Source organism: Oerskovia sp. 140933 (genome assembly GCF_059651515.1).
In genome coordinates, this window is record NZ_JAMXIO010000001.1 from 181,499 (window position 1) to 200,349 (window position 18,851).

At 73.8% G+C, this 18,851-nt stretch carries 17 protein-coding genes; 10 read left to right on the forward strand and 7 right to left on the reverse strand.

What is annotated here, in order from left to right:
* The first annotated feature begins 5 nt into the window (after positions 1-5).
* The 9 genes from NHG27_RS00795 (at position 6) to NHG27_RS00835 (ending at position 10,585) form a co-directional block, all read left to right on the forward strand.
* Positions 6-1,289 (forward strand): vWA domain-containing protein, encoded by a 1,284-nt coding sequence (locus NHG27_RS00795; RefSeq protein ID WP_191803032.1) that lies wholly within the window; start codon positions 6-8, stop codon positions 1,287-1,289.
* Positions 1,286-2,287 (forward strand): FHA domain-containing protein, encoded by a 1,002-nt coding sequence (locus tag NHG27_RS00800; protein WP_497014427.1) that lies wholly within the window; start codon positions 1,286-1,288, stop codon positions 2,285-2,287. The genes NHG27_RS00795 and NHG27_RS00800 overlap by 4 nt, the downstream gene beginning before the upstream one ends.
* A 265-nt stretch (positions 2,288-2,552) precedes the next feature.
* Positions 2,553-3,266, forward strand: a complete 714-nt coding sequence (locus NHG27_RS00805) for a TetR/AcrR family transcriptional regulator (protein WP_497014428.1) — start codon at positions 2,553-2,555, stop codon at positions 3,264-3,266.
* A gap of 80 nt (positions 3,267-3,346) precedes the next feature.
* The gene (locus NHG27_RS00810) at positions 3,347-5,116 is read left to right on the forward strand and encodes an oleate hydratase (protein ID WP_497014429.1); all 1,770 of its coding nucleotides are present in this window, start codon (positions 3,347-3,349) and stop codon (positions 5,114-5,116) included.
* Positions 5,117-5,821: 705 nt separating this feature from the next.
* Complete coding sequence (locus NHG27_RS00815; protein WP_377615860.1) at positions 5,822-6,565, forward strand: biotin transporter BioY; 744 nt, start codon at positions 5,822-5,824, stop codon at positions 6,563-6,565.
* Positions 6,566-6,583: 18 nt separating this feature from the next.
* On the forward strand, positions 6,584-8,008 hold the full coding sequence (locus tag NHG27_RS00820) for a class I adenylate-forming enzyme family protein (RefSeq protein WP_497014430.1): 1,425 nt from the start codon (positions 6,584-6,586) through the stop codon (positions 8,006-8,008).
* Positions 8,005-9,189: a thiolase family protein gene (locus NHG27_RS00825; RefSeq protein ID WP_497014431.1), complete on the forward strand. Its 1,185-nt coding sequence runs from the start codon at positions 8,005-8,007 to the stop codon at positions 9,187-9,189. Before NHG27_RS00820 ends, NHG27_RS00825 begins: the two co-directional genes overlap by 4 nt.
* Positions 9,190-9,200: 11 nt before the next feature.
* Positions 9,201-9,947 carry an energy-coupling factor ABC transporter ATP-binding protein gene (locus NHG27_RS00830; RefSeq protein WP_497014432.1) on the forward strand — a complete coding sequence of 249 codons (747 nt, stop codon included), beginning with the start codon at positions 9,201-9,203 and terminating at the stop codon, positions 9,945-9,947.
* Entirely contained in the window at positions 9,944-10,585 is a 642-nt protein-coding gene (locus NHG27_RS00835; RefSeq protein WP_193720656.1) for an energy-coupling factor transporter transmembrane component T family protein, read from the forward strand. The genes NHG27_RS00830 and NHG27_RS00835 overlap by 4 nt, the downstream gene beginning before the upstream one ends.
* A 19-nt stretch (positions 10,586-10,604) precedes the next feature.
* Here the strand turns inward: NHG27_RS00835 and NHG27_RS00840 are convergent, their stop codons facing one another.
* Positions 10,605-11,639: a helix-turn-helix transcriptional regulator gene (locus tag NHG27_RS00840; protein WP_497014433.1), complete on the reverse strand. Its 1,035-nt coding sequence runs from the start codon at positions 11,637-11,639 to the stop codon at positions 10,605-10,607.
* A gap of 104 nt (positions 11,640-11,743) precedes the next feature.
* Here NHG27_RS00840 and NHG27_RS00845 point away from each other — a divergent pair, with 104 nt between their 5' ends.
* Positions 11,744-12,166, forward strand: coding sequence for a VOC family protein (locus NHG27_RS00845; RefSeq protein ID WP_193720654.1), 423 nt, complete (start codon positions 11,744-11,746; stop codon positions 12,164-12,166).
* Positions 12,167-12,191: 25 nt separating this feature from the next.
* Here the strand turns inward: NHG27_RS00845 and NHG27_RS00850 are convergent, their stop codons facing one another.
* From NHG27_RS00850 to NHG27_RS00875, 6 genes are all read right to left on the reverse strand, one after another.
* Entirely contained in the window at positions 12,192-13,142 is a 951-nt protein-coding gene (locus NHG27_RS00850; protein ID WP_497014434.1) for a protein kinase family protein, read from the reverse strand.
* 168 nt (positions 13,143-13,310) lie between these two features.
* Positions 13,311-14,207: an RNA polymerase sigma-70 factor gene (locus NHG27_RS00855; RefSeq protein ID WP_321575447.1), complete on the reverse strand. Its 897-nt coding sequence runs from the start codon at positions 14,205-14,207 to the stop codon at positions 13,311-13,313.
* Positions 14,208-14,217: 10 nt separating this feature from the next.
* Positions 14,218-14,808 (reverse strand): carboxymuconolactone decarboxylase family protein, encoded by a 591-nt coding sequence (locus tag NHG27_RS00860; protein WP_193720652.1) that lies wholly within the window; start codon positions 14,806-14,808, stop codon positions 14,218-14,220.
* 147 nt (positions 14,809-14,955) lie between these two features.
* Positions 14,956-16,239 (reverse strand): MFS transporter, encoded by a 1,284-nt coding sequence (locus tag NHG27_RS00865; RefSeq protein WP_497014435.1) that lies wholly within the window; start codon positions 16,237-16,239, stop codon positions 14,956-14,958.
* Complete coding sequence (locus tag NHG27_RS00870; protein WP_497014436.1) at positions 16,236-16,886, reverse strand: ArsR/SmtB family transcription factor; 651 nt, start codon at positions 16,884-16,886, stop codon at positions 16,236-16,238. The genes NHG27_RS00865 and NHG27_RS00870 overlap by 4 nt, the downstream gene beginning before the upstream one ends.
* Positions 16,887-16,939: 53 nt before the next feature.
* Positions 16,940-18,823 (reverse strand): GmrSD restriction endonuclease domain-containing protein, encoded by a 1,884-nt coding sequence (locus tag NHG27_RS00875; protein WP_497014437.1) that lies wholly within the window; start codon positions 18,821-18,823, stop codon positions 16,940-16,942.
* Positions 18,824-18,851: the final 28 nt, after the last annotated feature.

The following is an 18,851-nucleotide window of genomic DNA, read 5'->3' on the forward strand; positions in this document are numbered from 1 at the left end:
AACCCATGGCCGAGTTCTCCGCCGAGGTCTTCCAGAACGAGTTCCTGTCCGAGGGCGCCACGGATGTGCACGCCATCGTGACGGTGACCGCCCGAGGGGCAGGTCAGGCCGGTGCCGCGACCTCCGGGGGCGGCGTCGCCGAGATCATCATGGTCGACACGTCCGGCTCCATGTCGGGGCGCAACATGGAGTCCGCCAAGTACGCGGCGCAGGTCGCGGTCGACCAGATCCTCGACGGGACCTGGTTCGCGATCGTCGGCGGCAGCCACGTCGCGCAGCGAGCGTTCCCCTATCCGAACGCGCGCGTCGCGATGGTCCAGATGGAGCCTGCGGCGCGTGAGGAGGCCAAGCGGGCCATCGCGATGATGAGCCCGTCGGGCGGCACCGCGATGAGCACGTGGCTCCAGCTCGCGGCCCAGCTCTTCGACACCGTCCCCCAGGCCGCGCAGCGCCACGCGATCCTGCTGACGGACGGCAAGAACGAGTCCGAGCCGCGCGAGAACCTGTCGCAGGTCGTGCGCAACGTGACCGGGAAGTTCCAGTGCGACGCGCGCGGCGTCGGGTCGCGCTGGCAGGTCGACGAGCTGCGCGAGATCTCGACGGCCCTGCTCGGGACGGTCGACCTGATCGCCGACCCGAGCGAGATCGCGGCCGACTTCTCCTCGCTCATCCAGAAGTCCATGTCGCGCGGCGTGGCCTCCGCGGACCTGCGCGTGTGGGCCCCGCAGGGCGCCCAGGTGCTGTTCGTCCGCCAGGTCGCCCCGACGGTCGAGGACCTCACGACGCGCCGCGCCGTGGTCAACCCGCTGACAGGCTCCTACCCCACGGGGTCGTGGGGCGACGAGTCCCGCGACTACCACGTGGCCGTGCGCGTGGCCTCGAAGCCCGTGGGCTCCGAGCAGCTCGCGGCGCGCGTACAGCTCGCCGTGAACGGCGAGGTCGTCTCGTCGGGCCTCGTCAAGGCCAAGTGGTCCGACGACGGCGCGCTCACCACCCGCATCAACCCCGAGGTCGCGCACTACACGGGTCAGGCCGAGCTCGCGTCCGCGATCCAGGAGGGCCTCGCGGCCAAGGCGGCGGGCGACGAGGCGACCGCCACGGTCAAGCTCGGCCGCGCCGTCCAGCTCGCCGCAGAGACCGGCAACGACGAGGCGACCTCACGCCTGCGCAAGGTCGTCGAGATCGAGAGCGAGGAGCAGGGCACCGTGCGGCTCAAGCGCAACACCGACAAGCTCGACGAGATGGCCCTCGACACCGCCTCGACCAAGACCACGCGGGTCAAGCGATGAGCGCGATCTGCCCCAACGGGCACGCGTCCGAGTCGACCGACTACTGCGACGTGTGCGGCGAGCCCATGGGGGCCGCGGCGAGCAGCGCGTCGGGGGCCGTGTCCTCCGGCTCCGCGGGGGCCGGCGCGCCCGCTGCCGGTGCTGGTGCCGGTGGTGGCGAGCCCATCGCGTGCCCGCACTGCTCCTTCCCGGCCGCGGCCGGGGCACTGTTCTGCGAGAACTGCGGCTACGACTTCACGACCGGCTCGCTGCCCGAGCCCGCCGGGGCGCCGTCGGCTGCGACCCCGGCCCCGCTCTCGCCCCCGGCGTCGTCGCTCGACCTGGACCCGGTCGCCGCGCCCGGGACTCCCCCCGTGGGCTCGCCCGCCGCTGCCCCGTCGGCGGATCCGCTGTCGGCCCCGGCCGCGCTGACCCCGCCCGTCTCCGGACCAGGGACGGGCGAGCCGCAGGCCGCGGGCGCTGCCCCGGTCACGCCGGGAGCCGACCCGCTCGCCGCACCCTCGGACCCTGCCGAGGCCGAGGCGACGTCCGCGCGGACGGGCGCGACGCCGTCGGGCTCCGGGACGCACCTGCCCACCCCGCCCGTGCCGGGCGAGGACCAGTGGGTCGTCGAGGTGTGGATCGATCCCGACTGGTACCAGGCGCAGAAGGCCGAGGACCCGCTGCCGTCCGCCGGGCTGCCGGGGCTCGTGGTGCTGCGCGAGCGCAGCGTGCTCGTGGGACGTCCGTCGGCCTCGCGCAACATCCACCCGCAGATCGACTGCGGCGCCGACACCGGCGTCTCGCGGCGCCACTGCCAGCTCAACACCGACGGACAACGCTGGTGGGTCGAGGACCTCCAGTCGTCCAACGGGACCTACCTCAGCCCTGCGGGCGGCGAGCTGCCCATCGACCCGATCCCCGCCGGCCAGCGCCGCGAGGTCGCCGACGGCGACCGCATCTACCTCGGCGGCTGGACGCGGCTCGTGATCCGCAAGGCGATGCCCGGCGAGGTCTGACCCTCCTGGTACGACGGGTGGCGCGACGCCCACGTCGGGCGCGCCCGTCCGGCTCACCCTGAGAGCGGGGTGTGTTGTTCGCGCAGCCACCACAATGGTGGTGGCTGCGCGAACAACACACCTGTCCCCGGACACCGGTCGAGCCGCTGACCGTCAGGAGATCGCCCCGTCCTGATGCGCACGGTGACGGCTCGTTCCCCCCGGTTGCACGCCCCTCCTCGCGGAGTACGCTCAAAAATGAGCACACTCACCAGGAGGTGGTGTCGTGATCGCCACGGCAGCAGCGAACGAGCTCCGCACGACTCCCCCGACCGGGCGCCGCCAGCGTGCGATGCGCGAGAAGGAGAAGCGCATCTTCGAGGCGGCCTCGACGCTGTTCGACCAGCGCGACTTCCAGCACGTCGTGACCCAGGAGATCTCCGAGCGTGCCGACGTCGCCGTCGGGACCCTGTTCCGGTACGCGGCGTCCAAGGGCGAGCTGCTGCTCATGGTCTACAACGAGCACCTCCGCGAGGCTGTCGCGGCCGGCGAGAGAGCGTCGGCCGGGATCGCCGATCCGGCCGACGCAGTGGTCGCGCTCGTCGCCCCGATCCTCGTCGAGAGCTCGAAGCACGCGCAGAACGCGGCGGCCCACCAGCGCGAGCTGTTGTTCGGCTCCCCCGAGGAGAAGTACCGGACCGAGGGACTGGCCCTCGTCGAAGGCCTCGAGGCGCGGATCGCCGAGCGGCTGGTCGCGGCAGCGAGCCCCGCCCCCGGTGCGCCGGGCACCGCTCCCGGCCCAGCGGTGGAGGTGCCCGACGCCGTCGGGCAGGACGCCTCCCGGGCGGCCCGCAGCGTCTTCGCCGTGCTCCACCTGCTGCTCGCCCAGGCCTCGACCGGCGCGCACGCGAGCCGCGACGCCTCGGTCGAGCTCGACGCGCAGGCGCGCCAGATCGTCCGCGGGTTCCTCGCGACCGTCGCCCCCGCCCCCACCCCCTGACGTCCGGGCCGAGGGCGGAGATCCCGCCTCGGCCCGTGCTGCACCCACTTCAGAAGATCCGTCGATGAAGGGAATGGCACATGTTCTACAGCAGCGGCAACTACGAGGCGTTCGCGCGACCGCGCAAGCCCGAGGGAGCGGAGAGGAAGTCGGCCTGGTTCGTCGGCGCCGGCCTCGCGTCCCTGTCCGGTGCGGCGTTCATGATCCGTGACGGGCAGGTCCCCGGGAGCCGGATCACGATCCTCGAACGCCTCAAGCTGCCGGGCGGCGCCCTCGACGGCATCCGGGAGCCCAAGAAGGGATTCGTCGTGCGCGGCGGACGAGAGATGGAGGACCACATGGAATGTCTGTGGGACCTCTTCCGGTCGGTGCCGTCGATCGAGATCGACGGGGCGTCGGTCCTCGACGAGTTCTACTGGCTCAACAAGGACGACCCGAACTTCTCCCTGCAGCGCGTGACCGAGAAGCAGGGGCAGGACGCGCACACCGACGGCCTCTTCACCCTCAACGACAAGGCCCAGAAGGACCTCGTCAAGCTCTTCCTCGCGACCCGCGAGGAGATGGAGGGCAAGCGGATCAACGAGGTCCTGGGCAAGGACTTCCTCGCGAGCAACTTCTGGCTCTACTGGCGCACCATGTTCGCGTTCGAGGAGTGGCACAGCGCCCTGGAGATGAAGCTGTACCTGCACCGGTTCGTGCACCACGTCGGCGGGCTGCCCGACTTCAGCGCCCTGAAGTTCACCAAGTACAACCAGTACGAGTCGCTCGTGCTGCCACTCACCCGCTGGCTCATCGACCAGGGCGTGACGTTCCACTTCCAGACCGAGGTCACCGACATCGACTTCGACATCACGCCCGAGCGCAAGCTCGCGACGCGGATCCACTGGATCAAGGACGGCGAGGAGGGCGGCGTCGACCTGGGCGAGGACGACCTGGTGCTCACCACGATCGGCTCGCTCACCGAGAACTCCGACGACGGTGACCACCACACCGCCGCGAAGCTCGACGAGGGCCCGGCCCCGGCCTGGGACCTGTGGAAGAACATCGCCCGGCGCGACCCGTCGTTCGGTCGCCCCGAGGTGTTCTGCACCAACATCCCCGAGAGCAAGTGGGAGTCGGCGACCGTCACCACGCTCGACGCCCGCATCCCGGAGTACATCCAGAAGATCGCCAAGCGCGACCCGTTCAGCGGCGGCGTCGTGACGGGCGGGATCGTGACCGTGCGCGACTCGGCCTGGCTCATGAGCTGGACGGTCAACCGGCAGCCGCACTTCAAGCAGCAGCCGAAGGACCAGATCGTGGCCTGGGTCTACTCGCTGTTCGTCGACACCCCCGGGGACTTCGTCAAGAAGCCCATGCAGGAGTGCACGGGCGAGGAGATCACGCAGGAGTGGCTCTACCACCTGGGCGTTCCCGTCGAGGAGATCCCCGAGCTCGCGGCGACGGGTGCCATGACGGTACCCGTCATGATGCCGTACGTGACCTCGTTCTTCCTGCCCCGCCGGGCAGGCGACCGCCCGGACGTCGTCCCCGAGGGGGCCGTGAACTTCGCGTTCATCGGCCAGTTCGCCGAGACCACGCGCGACACGATCTTCACGACCGAGTACTCGGTGCGCACCGGCATGGAGGCGGCCTACCAGCTCCTCGGGATCGAGCGGGGCGTGCCCGAGGTCTTCAACTCGACCTACGACGTGCGCAAGCTGCTCGCCGCGACCACACGCCTGCGCGACGGCGAGGAGCTGCACATCCCCGGCCCCGGCATCCTGCGCAACCGCCTGCTGCGCAGGATCGACGCGACCGAGATCGGAGAGCTGCTCAGCGAGTTCGGGCTGCTGCACGAGAAGAAGTAGGGCGGGTCGTCGCACCGCGTCCGGCTCCCCGGGGGTGGGGTGCGTTGTTCGCGTCGTCGCAACAATTGTGGTGACTGCGCGAACGACACACCCCACCCCGGGGCCGTCCCGACCGGGAACGGGGTGCGTCCGGACGACCACGCACATCGACGAGCGCATCCTGCCCCGTCGAGGGGGCAGGATGCCGGTATGAGCACAGCATCAGCCGGCCCTCTGTCCGGCTACGTTCTCGAGGTGGTGCGCAACGACAGGTCCACGACCCTGTGGTGGGGTGAGGGTGCCGACGGCGGCGACGTCGTCGCGACGCGCAGCGGCAGGGTGCTCACGTGGACGAGCCCCGAGGACTGCCTCGCCGCGGCTCACCGTGGCGTGCATCCCGTGGCTCGTCGGGCAGGACGACTGCTCGCCCCGTTGGACCGTGACCGAGGAGCGATACCTGCGCAGGCGAGTCGGTGCGGCGATCGCGCTGGTGGCCCAGCAGGTCGCGGGGCGTCGCCACCTCCGCCCCTAGACCCGCGCCGGGACGATTCCTCAAGCCGGGACCCCCACGAAGGGATCTGGTTGGAGGTTTCCTCCAACCGGTTGTCGACTTCCGCCAACGCACGCTGCTCTCCCTGATTCGTGGCACCGACGCACCGGCCCCCTGTCCGCGACAAGAGTGGACACGTGCCACCCGGCACCTCACGCCCTTCCCGAGGAGACCCCGTGGCCCGCGCAGTGCGCACCGACCTGCCCGCAGAACTGCCCGCTGACGTCCCCGCGAGCGAGCACCCCGACGCACCGGTGTCGCACGAGCCGGTACCCCGCAGTGCGGGCTCCGAGACCTCCGCGACCTCCCGCTGGCGCATCACCGCCGCCGACGCAGCCCGCATCGCGACCTTTGCCGCACTGACCGCGGTCCTCGGCATGCCCGGCTCGCTGGCCCTGTTCGGCAACGCGGTCCCGATCACGCTCCAGACCCTGGGCGTCATGCTCGCCGGCGCCCTCCTCGGCGCATGGCGCGGCGCGCTCGCGATGCTCACGTTCCTGGCCCTGGTCGCGGCGGGCCTCCCGCTCCTGTCGGGCGGCCGCGGCGGCCCCGCGGTCTTCGTGGGCCCGTCGGTCGGCTACCTGATCGGGTTCGTGGCGGGCGCTGCGGTCGTCGGCCTGATCGTCGAGCGCTTCCGCACCCTGACGTTCTGGCGGGTCCTGGTCGCGAGCGTCGTGGGCGGCATGCTCGTCATGTACGCCCTGGGCATCCCGCTCCAGGCGCTCGTCACGGGCTTCCCGCTCCAGACCGTCGCGACCGGGTCGCTCATGTACCTCCCGGGCGACCTCCTCAAGGCCGTGATCGCGGCCTCGGTCACGGTCGGCGTGGTCCGCGCCTACCCCGCGGCCTCGCCGCTGCGCCGCCCCCAGAGCCCCGGACGCTCCACCGAGCAGCGGTCCGCCGCGAGCCCCGCGGCCTGATCGACCTACGATCCCCTCATGCCCGTCGCCCGCACCGTCATCGCGCACGCCCGCAGCTCCGCAGGGGGTCGCTGCGCGCTGCGCTCACCGGAACGCTCCCGCACCTACCGAGCCCTCGCCGCGGACGTCGTGGCGGGCGCGGAGTTCCTGCGGGCGACCGGGACGGTCGTGGGCGACGTCGTCGCGATCTCGCTGCCCGACCCGGTCGACCTCCTCACGGCCCTCCTCGCGGTCGACCTCGCGGGAGCCACCCCCCTGGTCTGCGACCACTCGTGGTCGCGGGCCCAGCGCGCCGAGGTCCTGCGGACCATCGCCCCGGCGGGCTTCGTCGAGGTCCCGCTCCCGCGCGGCACCGCGCTGGACGCGCTGACCCCGCTGAGCACCCCGGGCGGGCCCGACGACGTCGCTCACCCCGAGCCCTCGGCCGCGGATCTCGCGTGGGCCGGGTTCTCGTCGGGCAGCACGGGTCGTCCGCGCGCGGTGGTCCGCACGCGGGGCTCGTGGGTGGGGTCGTTCGAGGCGACGAACCGCCTCACGGGCACCCGGCCCGAGGACACCGTGCTGGTGCCCGGCCCGCTCGCGTCGTCCCTGTACTGCTTCGCGGCCGTGCACGCGCTCGCGACGGGCGCGTGCGTCCAGCTCGCCACGGGGGACGCTGCGATCACGACGGCTCTGGCGACCTCCGACGTCGTGCACCTCGTCCCCTCGGCGCTCGAACCGATCCTCGACGCGATCGAGGCGGGCGCGCCGAGCAGTCTGCGGACCGCCGTCGTGGGCGGCGCCTCGCTGCCCACGGACGTGCGCGAGCGCGCGGCACGCGCGGGAGTTGGCGTCGTGACGTACTACGGAGCGGTCGAGCTGTCGTTCGTCGCGATCGACGCCGACGGCACGGGTCTGCACCCGTTCCCGGGCGTCGAGGTCGAGGTACGCGAGCTGCCCGGCGCGACGCTCGGCGAGGTGTGGGTCCGCTCGCCGTGGGTCGCGCACGGCTACCTCGCGCACGCGACCGGCCCGTTCCGCCGCGACGGCGAGTGGTGCACCGTGGGCGACCTCGCCGAGGTCCCCGGACCCGGCGAGCGGGGCGCCCCGCTGGTCCTGCGGGGGCGCGGTGACGGTGCCATCCTCACGGGGGGCGCGACCGTGGTCCCGGAGGACGTCGAGGTCGTGCTGCGCGCGATCCCGGGCGTCGAGGACGTCGTGGTCGTGGGGACCCCGCACCGCCGCCTGGGCGCGGTCGTGACGGCCGTGGTCCAGTGCGCCGACCGGCCTGGGCTGCGCGCCCACCTCGAACGGGTCGCCCGGGCCTCGCTCTCCACGGCCCAGCGCCCGCGGCGCTGGTACGGCGTGCGCGAGCTGCCGCGGACGCCGTCGGGCAAGGCTGCACGCGGCGCGATCAGCGAAGCCCTGCTGTCCGGCGGCCCCGCGTACGAGGCGCTGCGGTGAGCGCCGACAGCACCCCCGTGATCGTCGCGGCCCGGCGCACGTGGATCGGGACGACGGGCCACGGGCACGCCGACGTCGGCGCGGCGGACCTCGCGGCGCCCGTCCTCGCGTCGGCCCTCGCCGACCTGCCGACGCGCCACGGCCTGACCGTCAAGGACGTCGCGCTCGGCAACTGCACGGGACCGGGCGGGAACCTGGCGCGGGTCGCAGTGCTGGCCGCCGCGCTCGACGACCCCGCGGGACCGCTCACCGAGCAGGTCCCGGGCGTCACGGTCGACCGTCAGTGCGGCAGCGGGCTGGCCGCGATCCTCCTCGCGGCCCACGGGGTCCGCGCGGGCGAGGGAGACCTGGTCCTGGCGGGCGGCGTCGAGAGCCCGTCGACCGCGCCCCTGCGCGCGCGCCGCCCCCGAAGAGGCTCGACCGCTCCCCCGATCCCGTACGACCGCGCGCCCTTCACCCCGCCCGAGTACGGCGACCCCGACATGGGGGCCGCGGCCGACGCCCTGGCCCACGCACGCGGCATCGGCCGCGAGCGCCAGGATGCCTACGCCGTCCGCTCGCACGCACGCGCCCTGGCGGCTCACGCGGCGGGCCGCTTCGACGCCGAGGCCGTCGCGGTGGGCGACCTCGCACGCGACGAGCGCGCCCGGGCGCTGAACCCCGCGCTGCTCGCGCGCCTGCCGTCGGCGTTCACACCGGGCGGCGCGGTGACGGCGGGCAACGCGAGCCCGATCAGCGACGGGGCGGCGGTCGTCGCGGTCGTGCCCGAGCACGTGCGGGCGAGGCTGGGCCTGCCGGGCCTGCGGCTCGTGCACGGAGTGACACGCGGGTCGGACCCGCGCCTGCCCGGGTGGGGGCCCGTCCCGGCCGTGCGGGAGCTGCTCGCGCGCACCGGCCGAGGCATCGACGACCTCGCCGCGATCGAGCTCGTCGAGGCGTTCGCGGCCCAGGTCCTGGCCTTCATGGACGCCCTCTCCCTGCCCGACGACGACGCACGCCTCTGCGCGGACGGCGGAGCCCTGGCCCTGGGTCACCCGTGGGGCGCGAGCGGGGCCGTGTCGGTCGTGCGGTTGTTCTCGCGGCTCGTGCGCTCGGGCGCACCGGCGGGTTCGCTCGGGCTCGCTGCCGCAGCCGTCGGCGGCGGGCTGGGAGTGAGCGCCCTGTTCGAGGTGGTCCGATGAGAGGGACGAGCATGCGGACAACGGCAGCGACGGGAGCACAGGATCAGACGACCGCGCCGCCCGAGGTGGGCTGCGTCGTCGGGCTGGAGGACGTGCACGTGCGCCTGGGCGAGCGCGACGTGCTGCGCGGGATCACCGTGGACCTCACGGAGCGGCGCATCGGGGTCGTCGGGGCCAACGGGTCGGGCAAGAGCACCCTGGCTCGGCTGCTCAACGGGCTCGTCCTGCCCACGCGTGGGACCGTCCGCGTCGACGGCCTGGACACCCGGCGCTCGGGCGGCCAGGTCCGCCGGCGCGTGGGCTTCGTGTTCTCCGACCCCGACGCCCAGATCGTCATGCCGACCGTCGCCGAGGACGTCGCCTACTCCCTGCGCCGCGGCGAGCACGACCGTCCCGCGCGCGACCGGCTCGTCACGGACTGGCTCGCCCGCCACGGCCTCGACGGGCACGCCGACCACCCCGCCCACCTGCTCTCCGGCGGGCAGAAGCAGCTCCTCGCGCTCACGTCGGTGCTCGTGACCTCCCCGCGGCTCGTGGTCGCCGACGAACCCACGACCCTGCTCGACCTGCGCAACACGCGCCGCGTCGCCGCGCTGCTCGCCGAGATCCCGCAGCAGGTCGTGCTCGTCTCGCACGACCTCGACCTCATGGCGGGCTACGACCGCGTCCTCGTGATCGACGACGGGCAGGTCGTGGCCGACGACGAACCCGCCCCCGCGATCGCGTACTACCGCCGGCTCCTGGACGAGCGACCGTGACCGGTGCGCCGACGACCACACCGCACCGGGCGACGAGCCACGCGGCCGGGGCCTACGTCGTCGGGCGCTCGCTGCTGCACCGCGCCCCCGCCGGGCCCAAGCTCGCCGCGCTCATGCTCTGCTCGCTCGCCCTGCTGCTCGTCCGCTCCCCCGCGGGCGTCGGGACCGCGACCCTCGTGGTCACGGGGCTCTACGCGCTCGCCGGCCTCGGGCCCCGCGCCGCGTGGGGCCAGGTGCGTCCCCTGCGCATGTTCCTGCCCGTCGTCTTCGCGCTCCAGTGGTGGCTCATGGACCTCACCTCCGCCGCGGTGCTCAGCACGCGGCTCGTGGTCCTCGTGGCGCTCGCGGGGCTCGTCACGTGCACCACACGGGTCAGCGACCTGCTCGCGGCGATCGAGCGCGGACTCTCGCCCCTGGCGCGCGTGGGTGTGGACGTCGAGCGCATCGCGCTGGTGCTGGCCCTCGCGCTGCGCAGCGTGCCCGTGATCGCCGACCTCGCCGGTCGCGTCCGCGACGCCCAGCGGGCCCGCGGCCGCGAGCGCGACGTCCGGGCCTTCGCGGTGCCGCTCGTCGTGGGCTCGATGCGGCAGGCCGACGCGCTGGGCGAGGCCCTGCGGGCGCGCGGGTTCGACGACTGAGGTCGCGGTGCCACGCGGGTCACCGAGGTCGGTCGCCGGGCTCCGAGGCCCGCTGGAACCGCCGGGCGAGCTCCCCGAACGCCACCCGGAGCTCGTCCGGCTGCAGCACGTGCACGTCGGCCTCGAAGCGTCCGAGCAGCACAGCCAAGGCGACCCACGACCACGAGCCCACCTCGACGCTGCACCGGTCCGGGCCCAGGTCCTCGACGACGCCGTCCTCCACGAACGGCGCCACGGCCCGGGCGGGAAGGTCGACGACCACCTTCCCGCGGCACGGCCAGTCGTTCGCGGACCCCCCCTTGAAGCGTGCCGCGACGAACTCCCGGACGTTGTCCCCGGGGAGCGTCCGGGGCGTGAACCGTGGACCGGTGTGCGCGCGCAGGGCCATGCGGTCGACCCGGAAGATCCGCCAGTCCGCGACCCCCAGGTCCCACGCCACGAGGTACCAGCGCCCCCGCGAGGCCACGAGGTGGTGCGGCTCGGCCCGCCGGGGCGGTCGCAGCAGGTCGGCGGTGGCTGCTGCGCCCTCGACGCCCGCCCGGGTGACGGCCTCCGCGGTGTAGTCGAAGCGCACGACCTCGCGCGCACGGATCGCGGTCGACAGCAGCACGAGGTCGTCCGTCACGTCCGCCGTACCGGCCGGGTTCGCGGGCGCGTCGGCGGTGAGCGTCGTGAACTGCAGCGCGTCCACGCGGTGACGCAGCCGAGAGGGCATGACGCGGCGGATCGTGGCGAGCGCCCGCCCGGCCGCCTCGTCGACACCCGCCCCCGCCAGCGGCACGGCCCGTAGCGCCACGGCGATGGCCGTGACCTGGTCGTCGTCGAGCAGCAACGGCGGCAGCTCCGCGCCGGAGTCCAGGCGGTACCCGCCGATCGACCCTCGCCCGGCCGTGATCTCGTAGCCCATGTCGCGCAGACGCTCCACGTCGCGGCGCACCGTACGCAGGCTGACCCCCAGCCGCCCGGCGAGCACCGGCCCCGGCCACTCGCGGCGTGCCTGGAGCAGCGACAGCAGCGCGAGCAGCCGCGTCGCGGTGTCGGCGGGCTGGTTCATGTCCCCATGCTACGAACCATGAGGACAGGAACTGACCTCATGGATCGGCACAGTGGTCCCCGACGGGGCACGAGCCCCGCGAACGAACCGCCCGAGGAGCCGACATGACCATCACCACCACGACGCACCTGAACTTCCGCGGCGACGCCCGCGACGCCCTGGCCTTCTACCGGTCGGTCTTCGGCGGGGACCTCGCCGCCGTGACCTACGCCGAGGCGCACGCCGTGACCGATCCCGCCGAGGCGGACCAGATCATGTGGGGCCAGGTCACCTCCGACGCCGGGTTCCGCGTCATGGCCTATGACGTCCCCTCGCACACGCGCCACGACCCCGGCGTCATGCCGGTCTTCGTGTCCGTCCGCGGCACGGACCCCGACGAGCTGCGCCGCTGCTGGGACGGGCTCGCCGACGGCGCCACGACCCTCGTGCCGCTCGCGGAGGCTCAGTGGTCCCCGCTGTACGGCATGCTCACGGACCGCTTCGGGGTGACCTGGGTGCTCGACGTCGAGGTCCCCTGGAACGGGTGACCTGCGCCCGCCCGCACCCCGCTGATCATGCCCGCCGCTGCTCGAGCCACTCGATCGCGGCGACCCCCTGGTTGCGCTGCAGAGCGCGCAGGGTCGGCTGGTCCAGCGGGGCGGGCTGCCGTGCCGCGTCGAGGAAGTACCCCGCGAGTCCCGCGAGGAACGCGTCGACGTCGTCGCGCGCTGCTTCCCGGAACAACGGGTGGGACGACACGATCCGGTCGACGTCGACCGTGCTGCCCCCGGCGCGCGCGTCGAGGAGCAGCGTGAGGCCGTCGAGCCAGCGGGCCCCCGTCGCGGCCGAGCACCAGTCGACGACCCACACCCGGGCGGACGCGTCGATCAGCACGTCGTCCACGCGCAGTCCGAGATGGACGAGCCGGTCGCCGTGCACCGCCCGGGCGGCCCCGGCCGCGAGCGCCTCGAGCTCGTCGAGGTGGTCGGCTGCCCAGGACGGCAGCGTCGACAGGGCGTCGTCGGCCCGCAGCCGGGACCAGCCGGCGAAGGTGTGCGCGAGCTCGGGGGCCGCGTCGGGGAACGGCGAGGCACCGTGGGCACGCACCACGGGCTGCTCGAACAGCGCACCGAGCACCGCGATGAGCTCCCGACGCTCGGACGGCAGGGTCGGGCGGCGACCGTCGACGTCCTCGATGACGAGAGCGACCCACTCGTCGGAGTCGTGCGCCCCGAGGAGGCGCGGCGCGGGCGCCGCGTCGGGCAGGCGGCGCAGCACGTCGAGCTCGCGGCGCAGCAGGTCGTGGGCGACGGCGTCGTGCGACCGGCTCACGGCCTTGACGAACGCCCTGGTTCCCCCGGCCGTGCGCACGCGGTCCGCGCTCACCGACGAGGCCCCTGGGGCCTGGCTCACGGCCTCGACCACCTCGCCGCCGAGGACGTCCTCGACGTCCTCGCGCACCCGTGGCGGGAGGTCCTGCCAGGTCGTGCGCCGTGTCGAGGTGCTGCGTGGTGTCGAGTCCATCCGGGAGACAGTAGCCGTCGCACGCCGCGATTCCGGTGAGCGCGCGCCCACTCGCCGCCGGGTGCGTCGCCGGGGGGCGACGCGTCGGGTGAGTTCACCCTCGGGCCACGTGCCCGGCGTGCCCGGCGCGGTCCGGCTGGTGCCCTCGTGCTGCGGGCGCCGGCCGGGTCACCGGCCCAGGTCGACCCCTGTGTCGAGCCAGCCGAGCTTGTCGGGGTTCGCCGTCGTGTACACCTCCGTCACGCGGCGGCCGACCACGACGAGGCTCGCCACGCCGACGAGCCGCCCGTCCAGCTCCATCCGGATCCCCGCCCGGCCGTTGACCCGGGTCGGCGCAGCGACCAGCGATCCACCGGCCTTCGCCATCCCTCCCACGAGGTATCGCGCCAGCCGCTGCGCCCCGACGATCGGTCGCCGGGCCGCGCCGCGTGCCTTGCCGCCGCCGTCGGCGACCGAGACCACGTCCGGCGCGAGGACGCTCAGAAGACCGTCGACGTCCCCCGAGTTGAGCGCGGAGACCAACCGGGCCACGACCTCCTCGTGCTCGCTGCGGACGACGTGCACCCTGGGCCGCCGCGCGGCGACGTGCCCCTTGGCGCGGTGAGCGATCTGCCGCACGGCGGTCGGCGACTTCCCGACGGTCTCCGCGATCTCCGCGTACGGGACGTCGAACACCTCGCGCAGGACGAACACCGCTCGTTCGAACGGCCCGAGCGTCTCGAGCACGGTGAGCATCGCGATCGAGACGCTCTCCGCGAGCTCGACGTCGTCCGCCACGTCGGGGCCGGTCAGCACCGGTTCCGGGAGCCATTCGCCGACGTACTCCTCGCGGCGACGGGCCACCGTGCGGAGGTGGTTCAGCGCCTGTCGGGTCACGACCCGGACGAGGTAGGCGCGGGGCTCACGGACCTCGGACCGGTCGGACGCCGCCCACCGCAGCCACGACTCCTGCAGGACGTCCTCGGCGTCACCCGCCGAGCCCAGCATCTCGTAGGCGATGGTGAAGAGCAGCCTCCGATGGACGACGAACGGGTCGTCGTCGGCCACGCGCGCGACATCTGCCACCTGCACGAGCCTACTCAGCGCCCTGCGAGGCCGACGGCACGGCGAGCGCGGGAAGCCCGCAGGCCGCCGCGAACTCGTCGGAGCGGATGCCGAGCGCGACGTTCATGCGGGCCGACATGTTCATGAACGCCACCCGCGCCGCGAGCTCGACCAGGGCAGCAGGCCCGAGGTCGGCCAGGAGCGCGTCGGACAGCTCGTCGGTCACGGCAGGTGGGGTCAGGCTCGCGGCCTGCGCGTACTCCATGACCCGGCGCTCGCGCGGGGTGAAGACCGACGACTCCCGCCAGCGCGGCACCTCCCGGACCTTCGCGGCGTCGAGCCCGTGGCCGTGCGCCAGGAAGTAGTTGAGGTCGAGGCACGCACCGCAGCCGACCGTCGCGGCCGCCGCCATGGCTGCGTACGTCGCGAGCTCCCGGTCGAGCGCGTCCCACGCGTCGACCTTGCGACCGATCCGCAGGGCGCCCTTCAGGACGCCCTGGTGGTGCCACAGCACCCCGAGCGAGGCGGGCACGTGGCCCAGCATCTTGCGGGCGGCGAGCTTCACGAGCGCCCCGTACGCGCCGGTGACCTCTCTGGTGGGGATCCTGGCTTCGGTGGTCATGGCTTCTCCCTGGTGTCGTCGACGGGTCGTCCGTCGACATGTAGACACCGGCCGGACCTCGCCTGTGACACCTCGGCCGAGACTCCCGCACCCGCGCGACGGGCGTGGGACCGTCCGCGAGGCGGCCGGCGCCGGGCGGATGCTCGGCTACGGCTGCGCGGGTGCGCTCGGCTCGTCCGCACCTGACGCGGGCGCCCCGGACCGCGCCGCGACGTCCTCCCCTGTCGTCGCGCGCGGACCCGTGAGGGCGAGCAGCGCCGAGGCAGCGAGCCCGGCAGCGGTCACGCCCACGAGCACGCGGTAGTCCAGGACCCCGACGGCGCCCGCCGCGACCACGGTCATGACGAGCTGCGGGACGTTGAGCAGCATGTTCGTCGCGGCCGACGTCCGTCCCTGGAGCGTGGCCGGGGTCTTGAGCTGGCGCTCGGTCACGAAGCCGACGATCGCCCACGTCACGCCCAGCCCGATCGCGCCCATGCCCACGACGATCGCCGCGAGGTTCGTGCCCAGCGCGGGCAGGATGCCGAGCGTCACGAGCGCGAGCGCGAGCGCGACCAGACGCTGCGACCCGATCCGTCCGATCATGCGGGCCGCCGTGAGCCCGGCGACGATCGCCGTGACGCCCTGGACGCTCACGATCGGTCCGAGCATCTCGGGGCCCAGCCCCAGGCCGTTCTCGATGATCGCGAAGCTCACCGCGTTGAGCACTCCCACAGCCCCGAACGCGACCGCGAGCGCGACCGTCAGGACACCGAGCGGCGCGGTACGGACCAGGTGACGGAAACCCGCCGTGACCTCGGCGAGGAACGGTTCACGCTCCGCCAGCGGGGTCGGGGGCGTCTCGACCAGCACGATGCGCGAGACGAAGAACGCCGCGACCACGAACGCGACGACGGCCGCGACGACGAGCGGCAGCGGCCCGACCGCGACGTAGACCCCGGCGCCGACGACGGGCACGACGAGCCGGAACGTCTGGTCGATCGTCGTGAGGCGCCCGTTCGCCGGCCCGAGCGCCTCGTCGGGCAGCAGGTCGCGGACGAGCCCCGACTGGGCCGCGGCCGTCACGAACCCGATCCCCGAGTAGAGGACCGTGACGACGAAGATCAACCAGACCTGGTCAGGGCCCCGGACCGCGAAGAGCGCGAGCAGGGAGACCGCGCCGACGAGGTAGGCGACGACCATCATGCGCCGGCGCGAGACACGGTCCGCGACCTGGCCGAGCAGCGGCGAGACGAGCGCGGGAAGGCCCAGGGCCGCGAACACCAGGCCCGCGGTCCCGTTCGAGCCGGTGAGGTCCTTGACCCAGACCGCGAAGATGATCGCGAGCACCGAGTCCGCGAAGTTGGTGAAGCCCCATGCGACCGTCAGGAACGCGAAGGGGCGCGTGCGCAGGGCGCGCTCGACGGGCACCGCCCCGGCGTCCGTGGTCATGAGCGGGGCTCGTCGGCCCGAGCCCCCGGGGCGGCCGGGTCCGCGTTGACGACGCCGAAGAACCGCGCGGGCCGTGCGCCCTCGGGCCGCAGCTCGGGGTGAGCCCAGCGCCCTTCGAAGCGGTCGGTGATCCTCTCGAGCTCACGCGAGAGCTCGTCGAGCTCCTCCGCCGTGGCCCAGAACGAGCTCTTGGTCATCAGCGAGGCCAGCACCCACTCCGGCGACTCGTGGGCCGCGCTGTCGATCCAGTCCTTGACGCGAGCCGCCTCGCGGTCGACGACCATGCGCGCGAGCTCCCCCGTGGCCCGCAGCGACCCGGGCTGCTCGGGGTCGTACCGAGAGTTCCGGCTCGAGCCCACGGGCTTCCACGGCTTCTCGCGGCCGATCCTCTCGGCGGGCTCGACGAACCCGTACTTGGCGAGCATGCGCAGGTGGAACGAGCAGCTCGCGACCGACTCCCCCGTGACCTCGGCGCAGCGCGTCGCGGTGGCCTGTCCCTCGTCGTCGAGCAGGTCGAGGATCGCGAGGCGCAGCGGGTGCGCCAGGGCGCGGATGCGCTCCGGGTCGGAGGTCGTGATCGCCTCGCGCTGCGCCGGCACGGGGACGTGCGCGGGCGGATGAGCGTCGTCGTCGGACGTGAGCGTCATGTCCGCACGCTACAGCTCTAAAGAAGCCTTGCGCAAGGGTTCTTTAGAATCCTCTACTCGCACCCGACCCCGTCCCCGTCACGGTCGAACTTGCGCTGGAACCCGGGGTCGCCGTCGACGATCGGGGCCGCCCCCGCAGCCCGCACCGCGTCACAGTTCTGGTAGTAGACGTCGACCGGGGCGGGCTCGGGCTCCGGAGCAGGGGCCGGGGCCGGCGGGACCGGCACCGGGTCGGGAACCACGACGGGCGCCGGGTCGGGAAGGACCACCACGGGATCCGGCCCGGGCGCCGGGACCGGCACGGGCACGACCGGGACCACCGGGTCGCCGGCGGGCTCGAGCGCCGCCTGGGCCGCGTAGGCGCCGTCACCGGTCGGGAGGAGCTGCCCCGGGCAGTCCGACAGGACGCGCGCGATCGCGTCGCGCTCGGCCTGCGTGACCCACAGTCCGTAGGCGGCCTTGACCGCGACCTGCCTCGCGACGTACTCGCAGCGGTAGGCGCGGTTCGGCGGGAGCCAGGTCGCGGCGTCGCCCGCGCCCTTGGCCTGGTTGGCCGGCCCGTCGACGGCGAGCAGGTTGAGCGGGTCGTTCGCGAACCTCTTCCGGGTCTCGGCGTCGAGCTGCTGCGCACCCTTCTGCCAGGCGTCGGACAGGGCGACGACGTGATCGATCTGGACCGCGCTCGAGGTCGCGCTCCCCCGCTGGAACGCGATGGTCGTCGCGGTGTACGGGTCGGCGAGGGTTCCGGTGAGCACGACGCAGTTCTGCGTGCCGGGCTTGAAGGTCTCGCCGGTCAGGTCGCGCCGCAGCAGGTCGTTGCGGGTGTCGCAGCCGTTGCGGTCGGTGTCGGCCCACGCGGGCCCGAACTGCTCACGGTCGTACCCGGTCTTCGGGGCGCGGCCCTTGACCTCGAGCGTGGCGAGCGCGGTCTCGGCGCCCGCCCCCACCACCGCGTCGTCGAAGCGCACGAGGTCGGCCGGGTCGGCGGTCACGGCGTCGCTCGCCGCGACCACCTCGGGGTCGACCTCGACCAGCCCGACCTCGGGCGCGTCGAGGAGGTCGATCCGCGTGGCAGCGTCGGCCTCGATCACGGGGCCCGCGGCGGGCGAAGCCATGATCGCGACCGCGACCGCGCCGGTCGACACGAGCGCCGTCGCCGCGACCGCGGCGACGGCGGTGAGGCGCGCACGCTGCGAGAGCGGCCGGGGCGCCGCGGGCTGAGCGGCGGCCTGTCGCTCGACCGACCGTGCGGTCTCCCGCAGCCCTTCGGCGATCTGACCGAGCTCGTCGGCGCTCGCCCCCTGCGCCGCGCGGGTAGCCCACAGGACGGCGGTGGCACCCGCGACCTCGGCCCCGCGCGGGAACGCGACCCCGCACTCGAGGGCACGGGTCGCCACGTCGATGCGCACGTGGTCGGCGCCCCGCACGACCTGGGTGACGGAGGCCCACTTCCAGACGCGCGCCCGCCCGTCCGACCCGACGAACCGTGCGGCCTTGTCGGTCACGAACAGCGTCCCCTGCCCGACCGCCGTGGGCACCTTGGCCCCCGCGCGCCCCCGCGGCTCGACGAGCCGGACGCCGTCGAGCACGAGCCGGACCTTCTCGCTGCCCGGCACCCGGACGTCCGAGCGCGGGACGGCGCCGTCGATCATGGCGAGGACGAGGTCCGCCGTGCCCTCGTCGAACGGCGGCGGTCCGGCGGTCCGGCGGTGACGCACCCACAGCCACCGCCCTCCGAGCAGGGCGAGCACCACGAGGTAGAGCACCTCGAAGACCCACCCGAGGACCGACCGCTGCGTCGAGGGCAGCCCGGCGCCCATCTCGACCGCGATCCAGGTCCCCAGCTGGTAGGGCCAGGTCACCGCGTAGTACGCGACGGCGACCCCGACGACCAGGGCGATCAGGCCAGGGGCTCCACCAGCAGACTTCTTCGCCATCACCGCGTCCTCCGGGTCGTGCCGTGCG